Source organism: Oligoflexia bacterium (assembly GCA_035326705.1).
Lineage (GTDB): Bacteria > Bdellovibrionota_G > JALEGL01 > JALEGL01 > JALEGL01 > JALEGL01.
Window position 1 is genome coordinate 19,294 of record DAOLES010000010.1, and the last position, 17,756, is coordinate 37,049.

General features: G+C 33.0%; 12 protein-coding genes. 3 read left to right on the forward strand and 9 right to left on the reverse strand.

Annotation, left to right across the window (positions count from 1 at the left end; genetic code table 11):
• Positions 1 to 16: 16 nt before the first annotated feature.
• The 4 genes from PKC21_10185 to PKC21_10200 all read right to left on the reverse strand — a co-directional run bounded on the left by PKC21_10185 (position 17) and on the right by PKC21_10200 (position 3,267).
• Positions 17 to 754, reverse strand: coding sequence for a glycosyltransferase family 2 protein (locus PKC21_10185; protein HMR25708.1), 738 nt, complete (start codon positions 752 to 754; stop codon positions 17 to 19).
• A 258-nt stretch (positions 755 to 1,012) separates the two neighbouring features.
• Positions 1,013 to 2,656: a chaperonin GroEL gene (groL, locus tag PKC21_10190; protein ID HMR25709.1), complete on the reverse strand. Its 1,644-nt coding sequence runs from the start codon at positions 2,654 to 2,656 to the stop codon at positions 1,013 to 1,015.
• 24 nt (positions 2,657 to 2,680) lie between these two features.
• Entirely contained in the window at positions 2,681 to 2,971 is a 291-nt protein-coding gene (gene groES, locus PKC21_10195) for a co-chaperone GroES (protein HMR25710.1), read from the reverse strand.
• Positions 2,972 to 2,997: 26 nt separating this feature from the next.
• Positions 2,998 to 3,267 (reverse strand): zinc ribbon domain-containing protein, encoded by a 270-nt coding sequence (locus PKC21_10200; GenBank protein HMR25711.1) that lies wholly within the window; start codon positions 3,265 to 3,267, stop codon positions 2,998 to 3,000.
• A 258-nt stretch (positions 3,268 to 3,525) separates the two neighbouring features.
• Between PKC21_10200 and PKC21_10205 the strand changes: the two genes are divergently transcribed.
• Positions 3,526 to 4,482, forward strand: a complete 957-nt coding sequence (locus PKC21_10205) for an SET domain-containing protein-lysine N-methyltransferase (GenBank protein HMR25712.1) — start codon at positions 3,526 to 3,528, stop codon at positions 4,480 to 4,482.
• Between the two features lie 526 nt (positions 4,483 to 5,008).
• On the opposite strand, the gene PKC21_10210 is transcribed toward PKC21_10205, so the two are convergent.
• Complete coding sequence (locus PKC21_10210; protein ID HMR25713.1) at positions 5,009 to 5,632, reverse strand: hypothetical protein; 624 nt, start codon at positions 5,630 to 5,632, stop codon at positions 5,009 to 5,011.
• Between the two features lie 207 nt (positions 5,633 to 5,839).
• On the opposite strand from PKC21_10210, the gene PKC21_10215 reads away from it, so the two are divergent.
• Positions 5,840 to 8,524 carry a hypothetical protein gene (locus PKC21_10215; protein ID HMR25714.1) on the forward strand — a complete coding sequence of 895 codons (2,685 nt, stop codon included), beginning with the start codon at positions 5,840 to 5,842 and terminating at the stop codon, positions 8,522 to 8,524.
• Between the two features lie 12 nt (positions 8,525 to 8,536).
• Here the strand turns inward: PKC21_10215 and PKC21_10220 are convergent, their stop codons facing one another.
• The 4 genes from PKC21_10220 to PKC21_10235 are packed head-to-tail and all read right to left on the reverse strand — an operon-like array spanning position 8,537 to position 16,897.
• Positions 8,537 to 9,466, reverse strand: coding sequence for a hypothetical protein (locus PKC21_10220; GenBank protein HMR25715.1), 930 nt, complete (start codon positions 9,464 to 9,466; stop codon positions 8,537 to 8,539).
• Between the two features lie 51 nt (positions 9,467 to 9,517).
• Positions 9,518 to 10,261: an SDR family oxidoreductase gene (locus PKC21_10225; GenBank protein HMR25716.1), complete on the reverse strand. Its 744-nt coding sequence runs from the start codon at positions 10,259 to 10,261 to the stop codon at positions 9,518 to 9,520.
• A gap of 1 nt (position 10,262) precedes the next feature.
• Positions 10,263 to 13,010 carry a BamA/TamA family outer membrane protein gene (locus PKC21_10230; protein ID HMR25717.1) on the reverse strand — a complete coding sequence of 916 codons (2,748 nt, stop codon included), beginning with the start codon at positions 13,008 to 13,010 and terminating at the stop codon, positions 10,263 to 10,265.
• 11 nt (positions 13,011 to 13,021) lie between these two features.
• Positions 13,022 to 16,897, reverse strand: coding sequence for a translocation/assembly module TamB domain-containing protein (locus PKC21_10235; protein HMR25718.1), 3,876 nt, complete (start codon positions 16,895 to 16,897; stop codon positions 13,022 to 13,024).
• A 30-nt stretch (positions 16,898 to 16,927) separates the two neighbouring features.
• On the opposite strand from PKC21_10235, the gene PKC21_10240 reads away from it, so the two are divergent.
• Complete coding sequence (locus PKC21_10240) at positions 16,928 to 17,752, forward strand: EI24 domain-containing protein (protein ID HMR25719.1); 825 nt, start codon at positions 16,928 to 16,930, stop codon at positions 17,750 to 17,752.
• The last annotated feature ends 4 nt before the right edge of the window (positions 17,753 to 17,756 follow it).

The window sequence follows — 17,756 nt, forward strand, 5'->3', positions numbered from 1 at the left end:
ATTCCTAATATCATTTCTATTTTTTCATATATCTGTACTTTAGTACAAAAATTCCCTTGAGCATCTTTACCGAATCTCTAAATAATCTAATTTTTGACTCGTCTTTGTTCAGCCAGAATAGTACTGGATATTCAATAATTTGAAAATTATTTTTTTTCATTTCTAAATATAACTCAATATCAAACAAATAACCTTTTTCTTTTAGAGAATTTTCAACTTTTTTGAATTTTTCACGTCTAACAATCTTTAAGGGTGCTTGGGTATCAATTATTTTTTCAAAAAACAATTTTGAAACCAACCAACGAAAAAAAAAGCTTGCCCATCTACGTTGTTGGTTTAAATGACCTTTATTTTGCAAAACATTCTGGCGTTGAGCAACCAGTAATCCTGCTGAAGAAATATTTTTAAACTTTTCCAAAGCATTGCTTAAATCTTCAATACCTATGGACAAATCTGCATCCAAAAATGCCAAGTTGTCATACTTAGCAATACTAAAACCATAGCGAATTGCCCCACCTTTACCTAAATTGGTTTCTAAAACACTAATTGTATGTGATAAGGTTGAGTTATTTTTTAATCTTTGGGTCAAATATTCAAAAGTTTTGTCTACACACCCATCTAATACAAAAATAATTTCATAATTTTTTGAATTAGAATCTACATCTAATACAAGTTGATCAACCAATTTTTGTACACGATTTTGCTCATTGTATAATGGAAAAACAACAGAACATTCATTAATCATAAAAGACATATGTAAACAGTATATTAAGTATTAACATACTGGACAAATATAAATTACAAATACTTTATTTATATATACTTAATTAAAAATTCTTTACTAATCTATTGCAAGCAAGAGATACACTTAACATAATATAAAGGGCAGCCTATTCTTTTTAAAACTATTGCTTGAACAATCCATAATGCATTTTATGATAAAACAAAAAAAGGCTATGCATTTAAATTGCATAGCCTTTTAATAAGCATATGAGCTTAAACAGACAGAATATTAGTACATTCCGCCCATACCACCCATGCCACCCATATCAGGTGCAGCTGGCGCTGCTTTTTTGTCTTCTGGTTTTTCTGCAATCAATGCTTCTGTTGTTAATAACAATGAAGCAACAGATGCTGCATTTTGTAATGCCAAACGAGATACTTTAGTTGGATCAATGATACCCATTTTGATCATATCACCATACTCTTCTGTACCTGCATTGTAACCATAACTTGCTTCTTTAGCATTAAGCACATTTGAAAGAACAATTGAAGGCTCGATACCAGCGTTATAAGCAATTTGTCTTAATGGGGCTTCAACCGCTTTACGGATGATATCCACACCAAATTTCTCATCACCAGTCACTTCAATTTTATCTAAAGCTTTTAGACATCTAATGTACGCTGTTCCACCGCCAGGCACAATACCTTCTTCAACAGCAGCTTTGGTTGCATACATTGCATCTTCAACTCTAGCTTTTTTCTCTTTCATTTCTGTTTCAGTTGCTGCGCCAACATTGATTACTGCTACGCCACCAATCATTTTAGCCAAACGCTCTTGAAGCTTTTCTCTATCATAGTCTGATGAAGAAGCCTCAATTTGGCTTTTGATTTGTTTTACACGAGCATCAATTTGATCACGAGTTCCAACACCATCAACAATGGTTGTGTTCTCTTTGTCAATTACAACGCGTTTAGCTTGACCTAGATCTTCTACACTAATGGTTTCCAATTTAATACCAAGATCTTCAGTAATGCATTTACCACCGGTTAAAACGGCAATATCTTCTAACATAGCTTTTCTTCTGTCACCAAAACCTGGAGCTTTAATAGCAGCACATTTTAATGAACCACGCAGCTTGTTTACTACCAAAGTAGCTAAAGCTTGACCTTCAATATCTTCGGCAATGATAACGATAGGTCTGTTAGATTTTGCAATACTTTCTAAAACAGGAACCAACTCTTCCATTGAAGAAATCTTTTTCTCGTGAATTAAAATATATGGGTCATCTAAAATACATTCCATTCTTTCTGGATCAGTTACAAAGTAAGGAGATAAATAACCACGATCAAACTGCATACCTTCCACTACATCTAAGCTTGTTTCCATAGATTTAGCTTCTTCAACTGTGATCACACCTTCTTTACCAACTTTGTCCATAGCATCAGCAATAATATCACCAATAACTTTGTCACCATTAGCAGACACTGTACCGACTTGAGCAATTTCACTGTTTTCTGAAATGGTTTTAGAAATGGATTTTAATTCACCAACAATCGCTTCTACCGCTTTGTCAATACCACGTTTAAGATCCATTGGGTTTGAACCCGCTGAAACCATTTTAGAACCTTGTTGAAAAATGGCCTGTGCTAAAACAGTTGCTGTTGTTGTACCATCACCAGCGCTGTCAGAAGTTTTTGAAGCAACTTCTTTCACCATTTGGGCGCCCATATTTTCAAACTTATCTGAGATCTCTATTTCTTTAGCTACGGTTACACCATCTTTGGTAATGGTTGGGCTACCAAAGGTTTTTTCAACCACCACGTTACGACCACGTGGACCTAAAGTAACTTTGACTGCATTTGCTAAAATGTTAACACCGTTTTGAACAGACTTTCTTGCCTCTTCACCAAAACTTATAATTTTTGCTGACATTGTATTTTCCTCACTTAATTAAAATTAATTTTCAATGATACCTAAGATTTCATCTTCACTAAAAATCAAGTGATTTTCACCACCAATTTTCACTTCAGTCCCTGCATATTTTGCAAATAAAACTTTGTCCCCAGCTTTAACTTGCATTTCACGGGTTTTACCATCTTCTAACACTTTACCCAATCCAACAGAAACAACTTCACCTTGCATTGGTTTTTCTTTTGCTGAATCAGGAATAATGATACCCCCTTGGGTTTTTTCTTCTTGGTCAAGTCTTTTGACAAGAACACGGTCGTGTAAAGGTCTAATATTCATACATCCATCCTTCTTAATTGACAGGGTTAACTACTACTTTTTGTCTCACTACTTTTACTATCTTGGTTTTTGGCTTCTGATGTTGGCTGTGGACTGCTTGAGCCTGACTTTTGCACACTGGCATAGCCATCTTTATACCATCCCCCTCCTTTTAATTGAAAAGAAGGTGCAGATACTGCTTTTTTAACCTGTAAAGACCCGCAGGCCGCACATTTTATATCTGCAGTATCAGAAACTTTACAAAATACTTCAAAATGCTTGTTACAGTCTAAACATTGATAATCGTAAAGTGGCATAAAAAACCTTAATAATTAAATAGTTAACAAAAAAACATACCGCAGCACTTACGCACTGCAAATACTGCGGCTAAGTTAGCCCAACCCAGACATAAGTCAAGAGGCAAATGTTACTTTTTTTTGCATTTTTTTAGCCTTAGGCCTTATTTCTTATAACTTAATCACACAACTAAATGTTGCTTTGCGTTAATTTATATGTTATACGAACTTATGAAGCGTACACCATTCACACTCTTTTTTAACAAAATATCAAAAACAATGGCTTTCGTATTATTGTTTATTTGCCCTCTTATTCATGCACAAAACACTGAACCAGACTATCAACCCTTCATGCAAACACTAAAAACTGTTCTTGAAGAAGAAGGCTATTTGGAAAGACTTACATCCGACCAATTGAAGCAACTTGTAACACCCAATATTAGTGAACGATTGCAATTATCTTGGGTTTTTAAAAATGAAGAAAAAATCGTTTTAAAAGACGCTATTCATGACTTAAAACCTCTTGCCAATATGCTCTTAGCCAGAAACCTTGAAAAAGATGAACTTAAGACAATTCTGAAAAGAAAAATAAACTCTTTTAAATGGTTGAAACAAAAAAAGGATCGAATAAACTATGGCAATTGCCAGTTAAATAAGCATATTCGTGATAACTTGGCCGCTGATAACGTTGAGTACAGTTCAGAACTTGTAACCAGACATTTTTATGTCATAACAAAAACCCTTGTCAGCCAAAATAGGCCTTCAGAAAAACTTTTATCGCATGAATATTTAGATGGTTTAGATTTGAGTGAGGAAGATGTTCTCTCGCGACTTCGTTCTAAATGCAGGAACCTAAACATTGTAATCCATGACCCAAACATACCTGAGTTTAACTTTGGGAAAGGGATGTTTGCCACGGAACGTATTGAAGCAGGTACCATCATTGGCCGTTATACCGGTGAATTGGAAGGACTTGTTGATGACGAGTCTTATCTTATGAAAAACTATGGCAGCATTATCAATGCCAAAAAGGTAGGTAATCATACCCGCTATATCAATCATTCTCCTACAGAAGCAAACCTAGAACTGTACTATGCTAACGATGAAGGCATCGTTGAACCTTTTTTAATGACCATCAAAGATATTGATCCTGGACAAGAGTTACTTTTCAATTACGGTACTGAGTATCAAAACTCCGGTTTTTATCCCGCAACACCAGATACAAGAAAGCAATAAATAAAACTGTCTGAATCTACTTTACCGTCGTTAGATTTTGATCAATATAAATTGGGGTTTTAACATCTTTGGGGATACCTTTGCCATTATCCTTGACACGTATTAGAATCTCACCCCTATCATTGCATTCCGTATTTGAACAACAACCTCTCCCATACTCTCAAATGCTTCAATGACGCTATTATTGATCGAATCAGGTGAGAGTGATTTTACTAAAAGGGTAAATTATTATATTTCATCTATACTTAACAACAAAGCTATTCAAATTCATGAATTCCAGGAAAGTCGACTGGATTAAGTTTTTGATTTTGGTCTAGTTTTTATTTTTCTAATTACTTAACTGTTATCAGTTTTAATTTTTTTATAGTTTTTTTTCTCCACGTGGCCTGCTTATCTGAGCTTGCTATTTTATTATTTGCTCTTCATGAGTGAACGTTAGGCCCCTCTTCTACTATCTGTATACAAAAAAGAATAATTTGAAATTTTAAACTGAACCCCTACCGTTGACGGAATATTGTGTAAACTTTTATTGCCCTTGGAAAACTACACCTAAGATGTCACCTGAAATGCTGTCTTGGACTTGAATTTCAGTTGATTTTAAATCCTCTAATGCAACATTGATTTTTGCAACGCCTTCCTCAACATTAACTGAAACTGTTTTATCACCTACGATAACAAAAACTGAGTCTGCACCTGAGGCAACTTCTACTTGCATATCTACAACAAAATTGGCACATGTCATTTCTTCTTGATATTTAACATTACCTGACTCTTCAATCATCATAACTGAGCTGTCGTACATAAATCTAGACGGCAACTCATCACCAATTCCTTTAAATGAAGGCAATTCATCGCCTATCCCTCTTTTTGCCGCAAATCTAGACGGTAATTCATCCCCAATTCCTTTCAAAGAAGGTAATTCATCGCCTATCCCTCTTCTTGCGGCATACCAACCAAAGCCTACATCACTGTAATTATTGGCTAAATCATTGCATTTTAAGCTTTCGTCTGCTGATCTATAAGTTTCAAATGCGCTTAAACCTAAGTTTACACTCTCATTATTACTGTCTAAAGTACTATTTGCTCCGCAAGCGGTAAATAGCAAGCTGATTAGGATTAAAGTAAGGTGTTGTACAGGGCGTTTTGTCATAGTGTATCCTCTCACCCTTATAGTATTGCATTAGTTATGCCATTTTATTTAAACTATAAATAATTGAAATTATTAATTTTTATATTTTATTATATTTTTTGTTAAAAAATAGTAAACTTTTATTGCAGCTAAAGTGTGACATCTTTGCAACATCTTGCATATTTAGCTTAAAGCAGGTATATCGCTGATATCATTAGCAGCAGCACCATGACTCAATTACAAAAAGAAGTATTTATTGGCCGTGAAAGCTTTATTTCTGATTTTGTGCTCACGCTAGAACAGATAAAAGAAGATCAAGGGCAAATTTTAAGCATTGAAGGGCCCGTTGGCATTGGCAGCAGCACCTTACTCAAGCATTATGAGTCCATTATTCAACAAAAAAAGTGTTTAAGCATAAAATCGCACCTCTCACCTGACACACTAGACCCCTTACAGTGTTTTAGAGATTGGGCACCACAGCTGATAAGTCTATGCACTACGCACAGTATTCAAATAAGTAAAACAGAACAGAACATTCTTCAGGCACTTAATATCCCAGAAATTCACAGCACCTTACCTTATGAAGGTAATGAGTTTGATCAAGCGGTGATCTACACCTTTAAACAAATCATAGAGCGTTTTAACCAAGATCATTTAGTATTTATTATTGAAGATTTAACTTTTGCGCCAAACACAAGTATTGAATATCTAGGAACAGTTTTTGAAAACTTTGAAAACAACAAAACACTATTATTGTACACCCAAGTTCCAAAGCATGTGCTGCCATGGCACAAAGACCTGAACTACAATGAACAGAAGTTACCTGCTTTTACACATGATGAAGTCCATCAATTTTGCACCCTTCACTTAAAAGCAGACTACATAGCATCTTCAGTTATTAATACTTTGCATGAAAGCTCAAAGGGCAACCCTCTATATTTAGAAAAGTTACTGGAACATGCCCTCAAGCAAAAATACATTCAATACATTGAAAATAATGATAGACGCTCTATTATTCTTAAAAAAGATATTGGCAGTATCCCTAAAGATCTTTCAGAATTGCTCTTGGCACGTTTTCACAGTTTACCCAAGCTGGAGCAACAACTCTTATTACATTGTTCTATTTTTGGTTATGAGGACAATGCCGATCATTTAAAAGCTTATTTTGAACATGAGTTTGAACAAGATGTTCAAACAAACTTTAATATTTTATTCAATGAGAACTTTTTGGATGTCACCAGTAACTTTCCACACTACAAATACCGCTTCAATCACGCCCTTTTGTACGACACTTTACTCAAGCAATTGAGTCAAAAGCAAAAAATTGAAATTCATACCAAAATTACAGAATTTCTAGATGACTACAAAAATCAAATTGAATTGGATGATTTAACCTATAAGATTGCGGGCCATGCGCAAAAAGGAAGTAACATTCATTTAAAAACCCAGTACAGCTATCTAGCAGGTGTAAAAAGCTATCAAAACAATCAATTTCAGCTCAGCGTACAACACTTTAAACACTTGTCAGGTTTTATTGATAACTTGTCATTAGAACAATTAGAGACATATATAATATATAAAACTAAAGCTCTGATTGCTACCGAATCTTTAGAGCATGCCAATAATTTCATTGCGAGTGTGAGGCAAAAAATTAACTTTGACAAACCTATTTTTGACTACCTTGAAGCTGAGATCTCACATCATCAAAACCAATACCAAAAAGTAATTGATAAAACAGAAAATCTTTCAGTCCAAGACATATGGGCACAAAGTATTTTCCCAGACTTGCTACCTATGCGACTCAAATCTTTGCTAAATGATGGAAAGCAAAATACATCTATTCATGAAAGCTTTAAAACTTTAAGATATCTATTAAATAACAATATAGATAAAGAACTTCAAACAAATATATGGGGAAAAGTTCTTTTGGCAAATATCTACAGCAGAAAAACTTCATGTAGCCCATATTTAGTTCGCTTAATAAATACATTTGATCACAATAAATTTACTATTAAATCTCAAATAGAAATTAATAGCAACATTGTTAGGTGGCTACAATCTTCCAAAATGAACAAAGAAGCCATTTATTACCTCTCAAAAAACATTCAACTTTGTGACAAGTATTATTTAATCAACACAAAAAATCAAATGAACCTCTATAAAGGTGTAGCTTACTCAATTTTAGGTGAATTTGAAAATGCATTAAGTCATTATAAGAACGCGAGTGATTCATTTTTAAAACTTAATAACTTACGACAAAGCTATAATGCTTTTTTATTTTATATTGATTGCCTTTTAGATCAAGGTGCCCTAATCCTTGCACAAAAAGAAATAAAAAAACTTACTCTTTTTAAAAAAATTAATAAGAGCAATATGAATCTCGGCATTGAAAATGTACTACTAGGAATTTATTATTTTTGTAAAAAAGACTATCCTGTAGCATCTCAATATTTTCTGGATAGTTCGAACTACTATAAGAAAGCAAATCTCAATCGTGCAGTTTTTAATTTTAAATTAAGATCACTCATCATGAAAACTCAATTTAAAAAAATTGATCACAATTATATTAAAAATGAGTACATCCTTGCATACAAAACTCTTCAAAAAGATGTTTTTACTATAAATTCTATCATTCATTTACATTTAGCTTATTATTACATCCAATCTATAGGGATAGAAATAGTCCCACCAACTGAAAAAATCAATCTGAGATCTATTTCTGATGTATATTTAAAACAATGGTACTACATCGCAAAAATTAATTATTTAAAAAGCCAAAACAACTTACAAGAAGCGCAAGAACTGATTGACGAATATCAGAAAATTCGCGATGAAATTTTAATAAATGTTCCTGATCAATTCAAACAAGACTTTATCAATCATCCAATATTTAAAGTTCCTAGTCTAAATTAATTATATTTAAGCTTATTTAAATATTTTTTTGTAACGCTCTACTATTGCGTGTTTTTTTGACAGCATAACAATACAGACCACTGAAATATAATGAATCAAGATGACACTCAAACATCCGTAAGAAATAGCAACATAGCTCTCAATAATACTTTTAGGTGACCATCCCCACATATTTCTTAATTTATTCATATCCCCACCTTGATCTTCATTGCCATGAATCGCGGTTCCCCAAGGTATACTTTCAAAGCCTACATCAACTCTTTGCCAAAAATAAAAGCTTTTATAAAACACATATACTCCGGCTAACAAAAGCCAATAACGTAAAAAGGGCCAATAACTTCCTTTTGGAAATCTATAATGAAATGCCATAATCGCCAATGTACTGATATAAAACTCTCCACCAACTCCGCTATGGGTAAAAACCAATTCAAGTTGATTTTCAGAAATAAACAAAGAAAGATAAAGTTGCATTAGGATAAACATGACCATAACACTTAATAAAAAATATGTTTTTTCTAGATAAGTTTTATAAGCTATAAAAACCATTAAAAATAAAAAACAAACTATCACCACCCATGAACGTTCTTGCGAAATACTTGTCCATAAAACAAAGGGTGTAGCCGCTCTACCACCAAACCACGCAGAAAAAGCATGCCCAAATTCATGAGCCCAAATATGCATAGCATCAAACACCATGGCTGGAAAAATTAAGATTTTACTGATGGGGATAAATACAAGCGCAATTAAAGGAAACAGCAGTTTCCATTTTTCTTCTAACACTAACTGTGATGTGTTTTGAAATTGAATATACTCCTCTTCAATTTGATTACGATATGCTCTTTGTCTATCATCTTTACTCACATACTTTTTAAAAACAACACCACATTGAACACATTCCACTGCTTGGCTGCCATTTTTATATGTGCAATTTGGACAATTCATAAAACCATAAAAAACTAAAAGTCAATATACCACATTATTTTACACAAAGGATTACTGAGCACAATAACCACCATCAATGCTTATTGAAGCTCCCGTAATATAGGAAGCTTTTTCTGAACATAAAAAATAGACCAATTCAGCCACTTCTTCTGGCTTCCCAATTCTCATCATGGGTATATTGGATCTTACTTTATTCTCTGTAGCTTCTATTTCAAGTAAATTTTTTTCTGCATATGCCTTTATTGCTTCATCATACAATGCCGTTTTAATAGCTCCCGGACATACACAGTTAACTCTTACATTCCACTTGGCATAATCCAATGCTGAACTTTTTGCCAATTGAGCAATGGCTGCTTTACTTAAACCATATGCAGCACTATTTTTTTTACCCACCAATGATTGATCAGATCCAGTAATTACGATTGCTCCTTGATTTTGTTTTTTCATGATGGGCATAACCGCTTTAAGTAAATTAAAAATTCCTTTAATATTAACATCAATCAGCAGCTCTAAATCACTTTGCTTGGTCTCTTCTACTGTGGCATAAAAATGCATTCCAGCATTGGCAAACAGCGCATCAATTGTTTTTGTTTTTTGTATAATTCTAGAAATCAATGAATTAACCTGATCGTAATCTGCAACATCGCAACTTAAAAATTCAATGTTGTTTATTTTTTGATTAGGCTTATTTTTATCTAAAATATAAACAGTGTAATCATTTTTTGCAAAAAGCAAGGCCGTTGCAAACCCTATTCCTGAAGCTCCTCCTGATATTACTATGGTCTTATTTGCCATTTTAAAACTGTCCCACAGAAAAGTGAAAGGTCCCAAGGTTTTCTCCAGCTCGTCTATCTAAAAGAACACCATAATCAAAACGCATAGGACCAAAAAATGTATTAAGCCTTATTCCAGCCCCTGCTGCCGTACGTATATTAAACACATCAAACTCATTATTTGTTAAATATGCATTACCTCCATCAGTGAACAGAGCTATATCAATTGATTCTGTTATTGGAACCAAGACTTCAAACAAATAATTAAACATACTATTTCCACCAGGTGCTTGATTGGTTAAGTTATCAGAACAGTTTTCTGGATCACCATTGGTTACTCCACCTATACAATTGAATCTTGCTCCTCTAAAACTTGAACTCCCACCTATTCTAAAGCGTTTTTCAATGGGTATATTCTCTTCTACAGTATCTCCATATGTCTCTGAAAACCCTAACCTAACCGATAAAACCGTACGAACTCGTTTGTATATTGGCCAATAAAAATTATTTTTTATATAAAGTTTCCAAAATTCTTGCTCCGATAAAAATGCTTTATCATACAATTCAAACTTAAACTGGTGATAGGTTCCTTTTATTGGGTTTAAAAAGTCATCTCTTAGATCTAAATCTGTTTCTAAAACCAGTGATCCAAAGCGTGCTGCTTGTTCATCTATTGGGTTTAAGCTTGCACCTTCTTCCACATTAAAAGGCTCTCTAAACTCCAAAATCCAGTTAAATCGTGGCCGTAACCGTTGAAGAAAAGCATTCTCTATACCTACTCTAAAAAGATTACGTTCCAAATCAAACTGTTGATCATCTACTCTTTCATTTAAAAAGCTTAAAGAAGCATTGGTTCGACCATAAATAAAAGGTTCAATATATGTTATCCCTAAACGTCTTTCTGTTGTTGTTCTGTCATTGAATTTCCTATTAAATCGAGTTAAGAGGTTTAATTGCCTACCTGTACCACCAATATTCACATGTCTATATTCTACCCTTGCTCTCACCCCATCATCCGTTGAAAAACCTGGACTAAGAATAACAGATCTTTTTTTTCTTTCCTTTAAGCGTACAACAACGTCTTGCAATTGATTAATAGGTTTGCTTTGTGTATCAATAAAAACTGACTCAAAAAATCCTGATTGAAGCAGATTTCTTCGACTTGAGCGAATTTTATCAGGATTTAAAACATCACCTTCTTTAAAATCTAAGTTTTTATTGATGATTCTTTCTTTAGTAGTTTGATTACCTTCTATTTTTACTTTTCCTATAAAAATCTTATTTCCTTCTTTAATATTCAATGCAATCTGATTATAACCTTCAGAAATGTCATTTATTTTTGGATAGTCAATACTAACGTTTTTGTAGCCAAGCACACGATATTCATTAATAAGTAGTTCAACTTGCTCTGACAGCTTTAATGGGCTGATTGCTTCATCAATTTTAAAATTCATTTTTTTATCTAATTGATTGTTGGTAAACACTGTATTACCAATATAAGTAAATTTTTTAAAAAATGACCTTTCACTGACATTAAACTTGGTTATTATATTCACTGATCTACTGGATAAGTTATAATTGTAATCAATGTCATCAACAAGAGTTCTTATGAAACCTTTATTTTGATAAAATGAAATCATTGAATCTACACTTTGCTCAAACTCATCTTTAACAAAAATATTTCTTCTTGACTGTGTTAATGAATATGCTTTGAACACTTTTTCCAAATTAATAAAGCTTTTATGATTAAGTTCTTTAAAACTTATATCATCAATAAAAAACCGATCTCCACGTGTGATATCAAATAAAATTTCAAGCTTTTTTTCTGTTTCATTTCTATAAACAATGACTTTTGTAAATGGATAACCTAACGCAGTATAAAAATCTTTAATTGCAGGAACGGCTGTAAACTTTGACCATGTTTCACCAAAAACTTTTTCAGATTGCATTGACAGTTGTTCTAATAAAACTGAACCTCTTTCAAACACAAATGTATTTCCTTTAAATTTTATTTCTACTAGTTTCCCCACATCTACATCTAAAACCAAGTCAGCATTTTTCTTTTCCGCATCAAAGTCCAAACGTATATTTTGAAAGTCAAACTGCCTATATCCATAGGACCTAATTTTTTGATCATATCTTCTCAATTTATCTTTGATTTTCAGTTCGTCACACAAAACTCCTTTATTTACAGGAATTTTTTTTAGAAGATTTTTTGGTAATCTCTGCTCACTTAAATAATTGAACTGAATAGATCGAACACGACAAGAAACTCCTTCTAAAAGAACAAAATCTATAGCATTATTTTTTTTTTGTTGATTTGTTAAAAGCTCATAATCAACTGCAACATTCCAAAATGATCGCTCACGGTAATAGTTCTTAATATTTTTTACCATATTATCAATTTCATATTCTGAATAATACTTACCGCCAACAAATTGCGATGCTTCAAACAATCTCTTTTTTGAAATATTTTTATAACCTTTGAAATTAACTTGATTTAAAAAAACTTTCTGCTTCACTTTTAAGGTAAAACCATTAGTAGTTTTTTCAACTATAATTTTTTCAACAGGATATCTTTGGTGCGAAAGCTTTATAAATTCAGAAATATCTTGCGGTGAATATTTTTCATTAAAATTATTTTTAACAAAATTTTGATACTCAATTTTATCTTCATTATTACTTACATTAAGCCATTTAACTGTAACTTTGGCAAAAACATTAATTGGGACACTACTAAATGTGATTATCCAGAAAATATATTTAATCAAAAAGCTTTTCATTAAAAATCAAACCTAAACTCAAAATCTAAACCAAAGTCCATCTGCTCATCATTGGAAATAGTATTATTATTATCTCTAATGTTACCTTGAATAGATAAGTTTCTACTAAAGTTTTGTTGTAAACGTAAATTTCTTTCAGCATTGGTTTGCAACAAATCTGTAGAATACAAAATTCTAAACCTCGGAAATATTTTTTTACCAATTAACACTCTTAAACCTGTGCTTTGTTGTTCTTCAGAAAAATATGGAATAAACTGCAATGTATCTACCACATTCACATCTCTTAACCCCTTCTCTAGTTTAGACTGAATTGGACTAGAAAGAACACTGGGCAAAAAAGAGCTTGATAGTCTGTTAGCTTGACTTTCAGAGTTAAGAAATTCATCCGCTTCAACACCAACTGTTAAAAGCGTCACAATACTAGTTTCATCTAAATAAGGATCACTTGACAGTAAAGCAACAATTTCATCCCCTTCACTGGTTATGTCTAAAATAATTTTTTTCTGTGAGACAGACGTTGTAGCTCGCAAATCAAATTTTGGATTAATATCATTTTGGTTTGTAAAAGTAATTGCTCCATTTTCTAGTTCAAAAATATTATCCAAAAACTCAACCTCACCATTAGTAATCTCTATGCTTCCTAATAAACCTAATTTCTGATTATTACCAATCAACCTTACTTCGCCTGTTAGCAAACCTTGCGCAATATTATTCTTTAAACGAAAAGTATTTGCAGTGGTTTTAAAGTTCATATCAAAATACATTGAAATATCTTCATCGTAATAAACTCTATCAATGTATTTTTGAGCTCCAAATGTTAAAACTCTACTTTGCCAATCCCATTTATCTTCATATTGACCATTTAAAACTGTAAAATCACCACCTAGTGTAGGGGCAGACATAGGACCTTTTAAAAAGACTGATCCCGAAAGTTCAACAGGCAACCATGTTGGAAACCTAAGATTTATTCTCTCTCCTCTTCCTTGTAAATTAACTATTGAGTTTAAAACCTTGGGTTGAATATTCACTTCCCCAAAAAGACCCAAGTCTCCACCGCCAAGTTTGCAGTTAAGCTCATTGACAAAAAGAACATTCTGCTGCAACTCACCATTTAAATTCAGCCGTTCAAAAGGATGTGGAAAAGCTTCAAGCTTAATAAACGCCTGTTCGGCTGTAACACTGCCTTGATAGTTAATTGCATCTGGCTTACCTGTCATTGCTAAATTAACTTTACCTATACCTTCAGAACGCTCTAAACCTATATCTAAAATCAACAGATTTTGTAGATCTACGTTTCCAGCAAGATTAATATTAACCAATGATGGAGACATTTGACCATAAAACTCTAAATCTGTTTTTTTATTGTCTACAAAATGTGTCAACGGAATATTTACAATACCTTGTTTAATATCTATGGAAAATGGCTTTTGATTATATATTTTCTCTGTCTGTCTCTGCATTATAATTTGATTCACTTGCAGATTGCCGTACATACTTGATAAATCATCAACCTTTCCGGAAAGATTAATGTTCGCACTAATAACCGTGGGTAAAGTTTTATAAAATGGCAACACTACAAAATCATTAAGTTCTGCTGAAACTTCAACTTTTTTAGTGTTAAGGTAAAACTTTCCCTGTGATACCAATTTATTTTCCCCAACAACCATTTGCCAATTTAAATCATTCAATGGACCATTAAACATAGCTTTACAAGTATAACCAGACAAGCCATCAAGCTGATCTTTTTCAGCAGTACACTCTAGTTCACTTTCAATTTTTGGATTCTTAATGTCTCCATTGAATCTAACATATCCAGATAAGGTGTTAAAATATATATCTGCCCACTCAGGTAAGTTAAGTGATCCAACATCTAAATTACTTGCTTTAATATCTAAATTATTAAATTTTTCTTCTGTCACCTCACCAGAAACCAAAAGCTTAGACTCACCTCCATCAAACTCTGATTCATTAAAAATATATTTATTATCCTTAATTAAAACATCCATTACTGCATTCTTAAAATTTAGGCCTTTATAACTTAACTGACTGGCATTCAGTTTTAATCTACCATTCACTTTATCTTCTATCTTGACATAAATCTGTCCATCTCCTCTGCCATTAACAGCTTCAACAAAAGGATAAGCTCTACCTGCAACTTTTGTTATTGATGACAAATCAAAATTTTCAAAAGACGCTTTAACAAAATTATTCTTTTGATCTATGGATGAAGTTTCAATCTGGGCCGTTAAAACTGATTGAGGGTTTTTTATGGTTATATCTTGAAACGAAACTTCTTGATTCTTAAAAATAATATTGCCACTTAACTTTGCCTGTTCAGACCCCTTATATGAAAATGCGTCAATATCCACACCAACATTCGCAACAAAATTAGCATTTGAAGCTTTCACCCCTCCCAAAAATTGCCCACTGCCTTTCACAGGATAGGGGCTGACAAAAACTTTTGAAAAATCTTGAACCTCACCCAACCACTTACCTGTAACTCCACCGCCTTGATGTATATCTAAAGAAAATTTTCCTTTCAGACCATCAACGTTTAAATCACCTTCTTCAATGTTTAAAATACTGTCTTGTCTTGACTTTAAAACAGAAAGTAACTCAATATTTTTAAACGTAAGCGGGGCAAATCGCTCAACTTCAGGCTCCAAAGTGATTTTTAATTGTTTAGATACAATCCTTGTATCCATTTTCATCTTACTAGGATCTAGGCTGATAAAGCCTTTACTTTCTATATCAAGGGTACCTTCCAATGGAGAAGATGTTTCAGGGTCAATACTTTTAATAAATGTTTCAATGGGCAGATGATTGACTTTTAAAGTAGCTGTACCCTGGTCTGACTGACTTACATTTTTTGCTTGTAGTTTTACCGAACCCTTCCCCAAAGAAAACTGTGTATCTATACTACTAATTTTACTGTTTGTTGCTTCAATAGAAGCATAAAAAGATGTAATATTTCTTTGCCAAATATCAACAGAACTACTATTCAACTCTGCTTTTACCAACGGCTGTTGCCAAGTGTTTTCAAGACTCCCTTTGTAATTTAACTTTCCAAAAAGATCATTTTGATTCTCTTGCTCATTAAAATTATTAAACGCTTCTAAAAATTGATGTAAGTCTAATGTCCCCATAAAATTTATTTTTGGTGCAGGCATCAAAGCTCCATCGGCTTGAATACTTATAATATCACTTAAAATATTTAAAGATGCTAGCCTAACCTTTTGTCCACTTCTATTTAAACTGAAGTTAATGAAGTCAATATCCATGGCTTGCCCATCAATATTAAACTGAGCTTTGCTCTTCAGCTTTAAAACATCTTCTTTGCGACTTAATAAAAACGAACTATCACTATCAAATAATATGCATGAAATTTTTTTATTCTTTACCTGCATACTGATGATTGCTTTGCCCCAATCAATATCTTCTATCATAACACTCACCAAGTCTTGCAACTGGGGCAATTGAAAGCTTAGTTTTTTATCTTCTTTTTTTTGTTTAGACTCTATCTGACGAAGCTCAATGTAGGGCTCAATTATTTTGACTTGCTTTATGTTGACATGACCCAAGAATCCTGGGCTGATTCTGGGCATAATCTCAATTTTATCTGTTTTAAAAGAACTTAATGCCGTATCCTTTTTACCCACAATAACAACATTGCTGATTGAAACTTTAGGCGGTAGTATCTTCACACGAATGTCATCAAAACGAACATCAACACTATCTACTTGTTTCAGATAAAACTCTAACTGTCTTTGTATTAATTGACTTAATATGGGTGCAGCAAAAATAACACTACAAATCACAATGATTGAAAATGCAATAAACAGATTAAATACTTTTTTTTGTCTATTGTTTGCCATTTTGCCCTAAAATATCATACACAACGAAGCATGACACGCATTCAAGCCATCATAAGCCAATTTGTTGCTGGAATAAGATCTCCATGGAATGGCGCTAACTTTATTTTAAAATCCCCACCTACAAAAAAGATCATTGCCATCCCATTTGTTATTATTGTATCTCTATTTTTTATATGCCTCTATTTGTCCTACAGCTACTTACCACCAGTTATTGCTGAGAGTCTACTTCCAATTGAAAATTGGTTCATTAACAATTGGCCAGCGGCTTTAAGTTTTAAGTTTTTTAGTTATATCGGCGGTTTTTTATTGGCTAGCCTTAAGTTTATCCTTTATTTGGTTTTATTTTCACTCAACCTGGTATTTGCCTGGTTAATTGGCAATATTCTTTGTTCGTTTTTCTGGGAGATCTTAGCAGAAAAAATGCTGTCTCAATCTCAACACTTTAACGTAAGCATGCCTCTTAAAGTTACTGTAAAAAACGTTGTCACCTCTATGTTAAGAGAACTATTTAAAGAGCTGTTATTACTCACCATTGTTGCCATTACTTGGCTGATGACCTTTTTGCCTATTTTAGGACAAAGTGTTTTTATTGTTTTACTCCCCCTTTTAAGCAGTGTCATTCTTGGTTACGCCAACATTGACTATGCTTTTTCAGTTTTAGGACTTCCTATTAAAGATAGATTTGCTTGGGCCAAACAAAATATTCCGTTTTTACTGGGTGCCGGTATTTACGGTTTAATTTTCCCAGTTGTCTATTTTTTGTACCCTTCTTTCATTGTTGGAGGGCTTTTGGTCCATGCTGATCATATACTATTACAACTACAAGATACTCAAATCATTAAAACAAAGGCTTAAACAG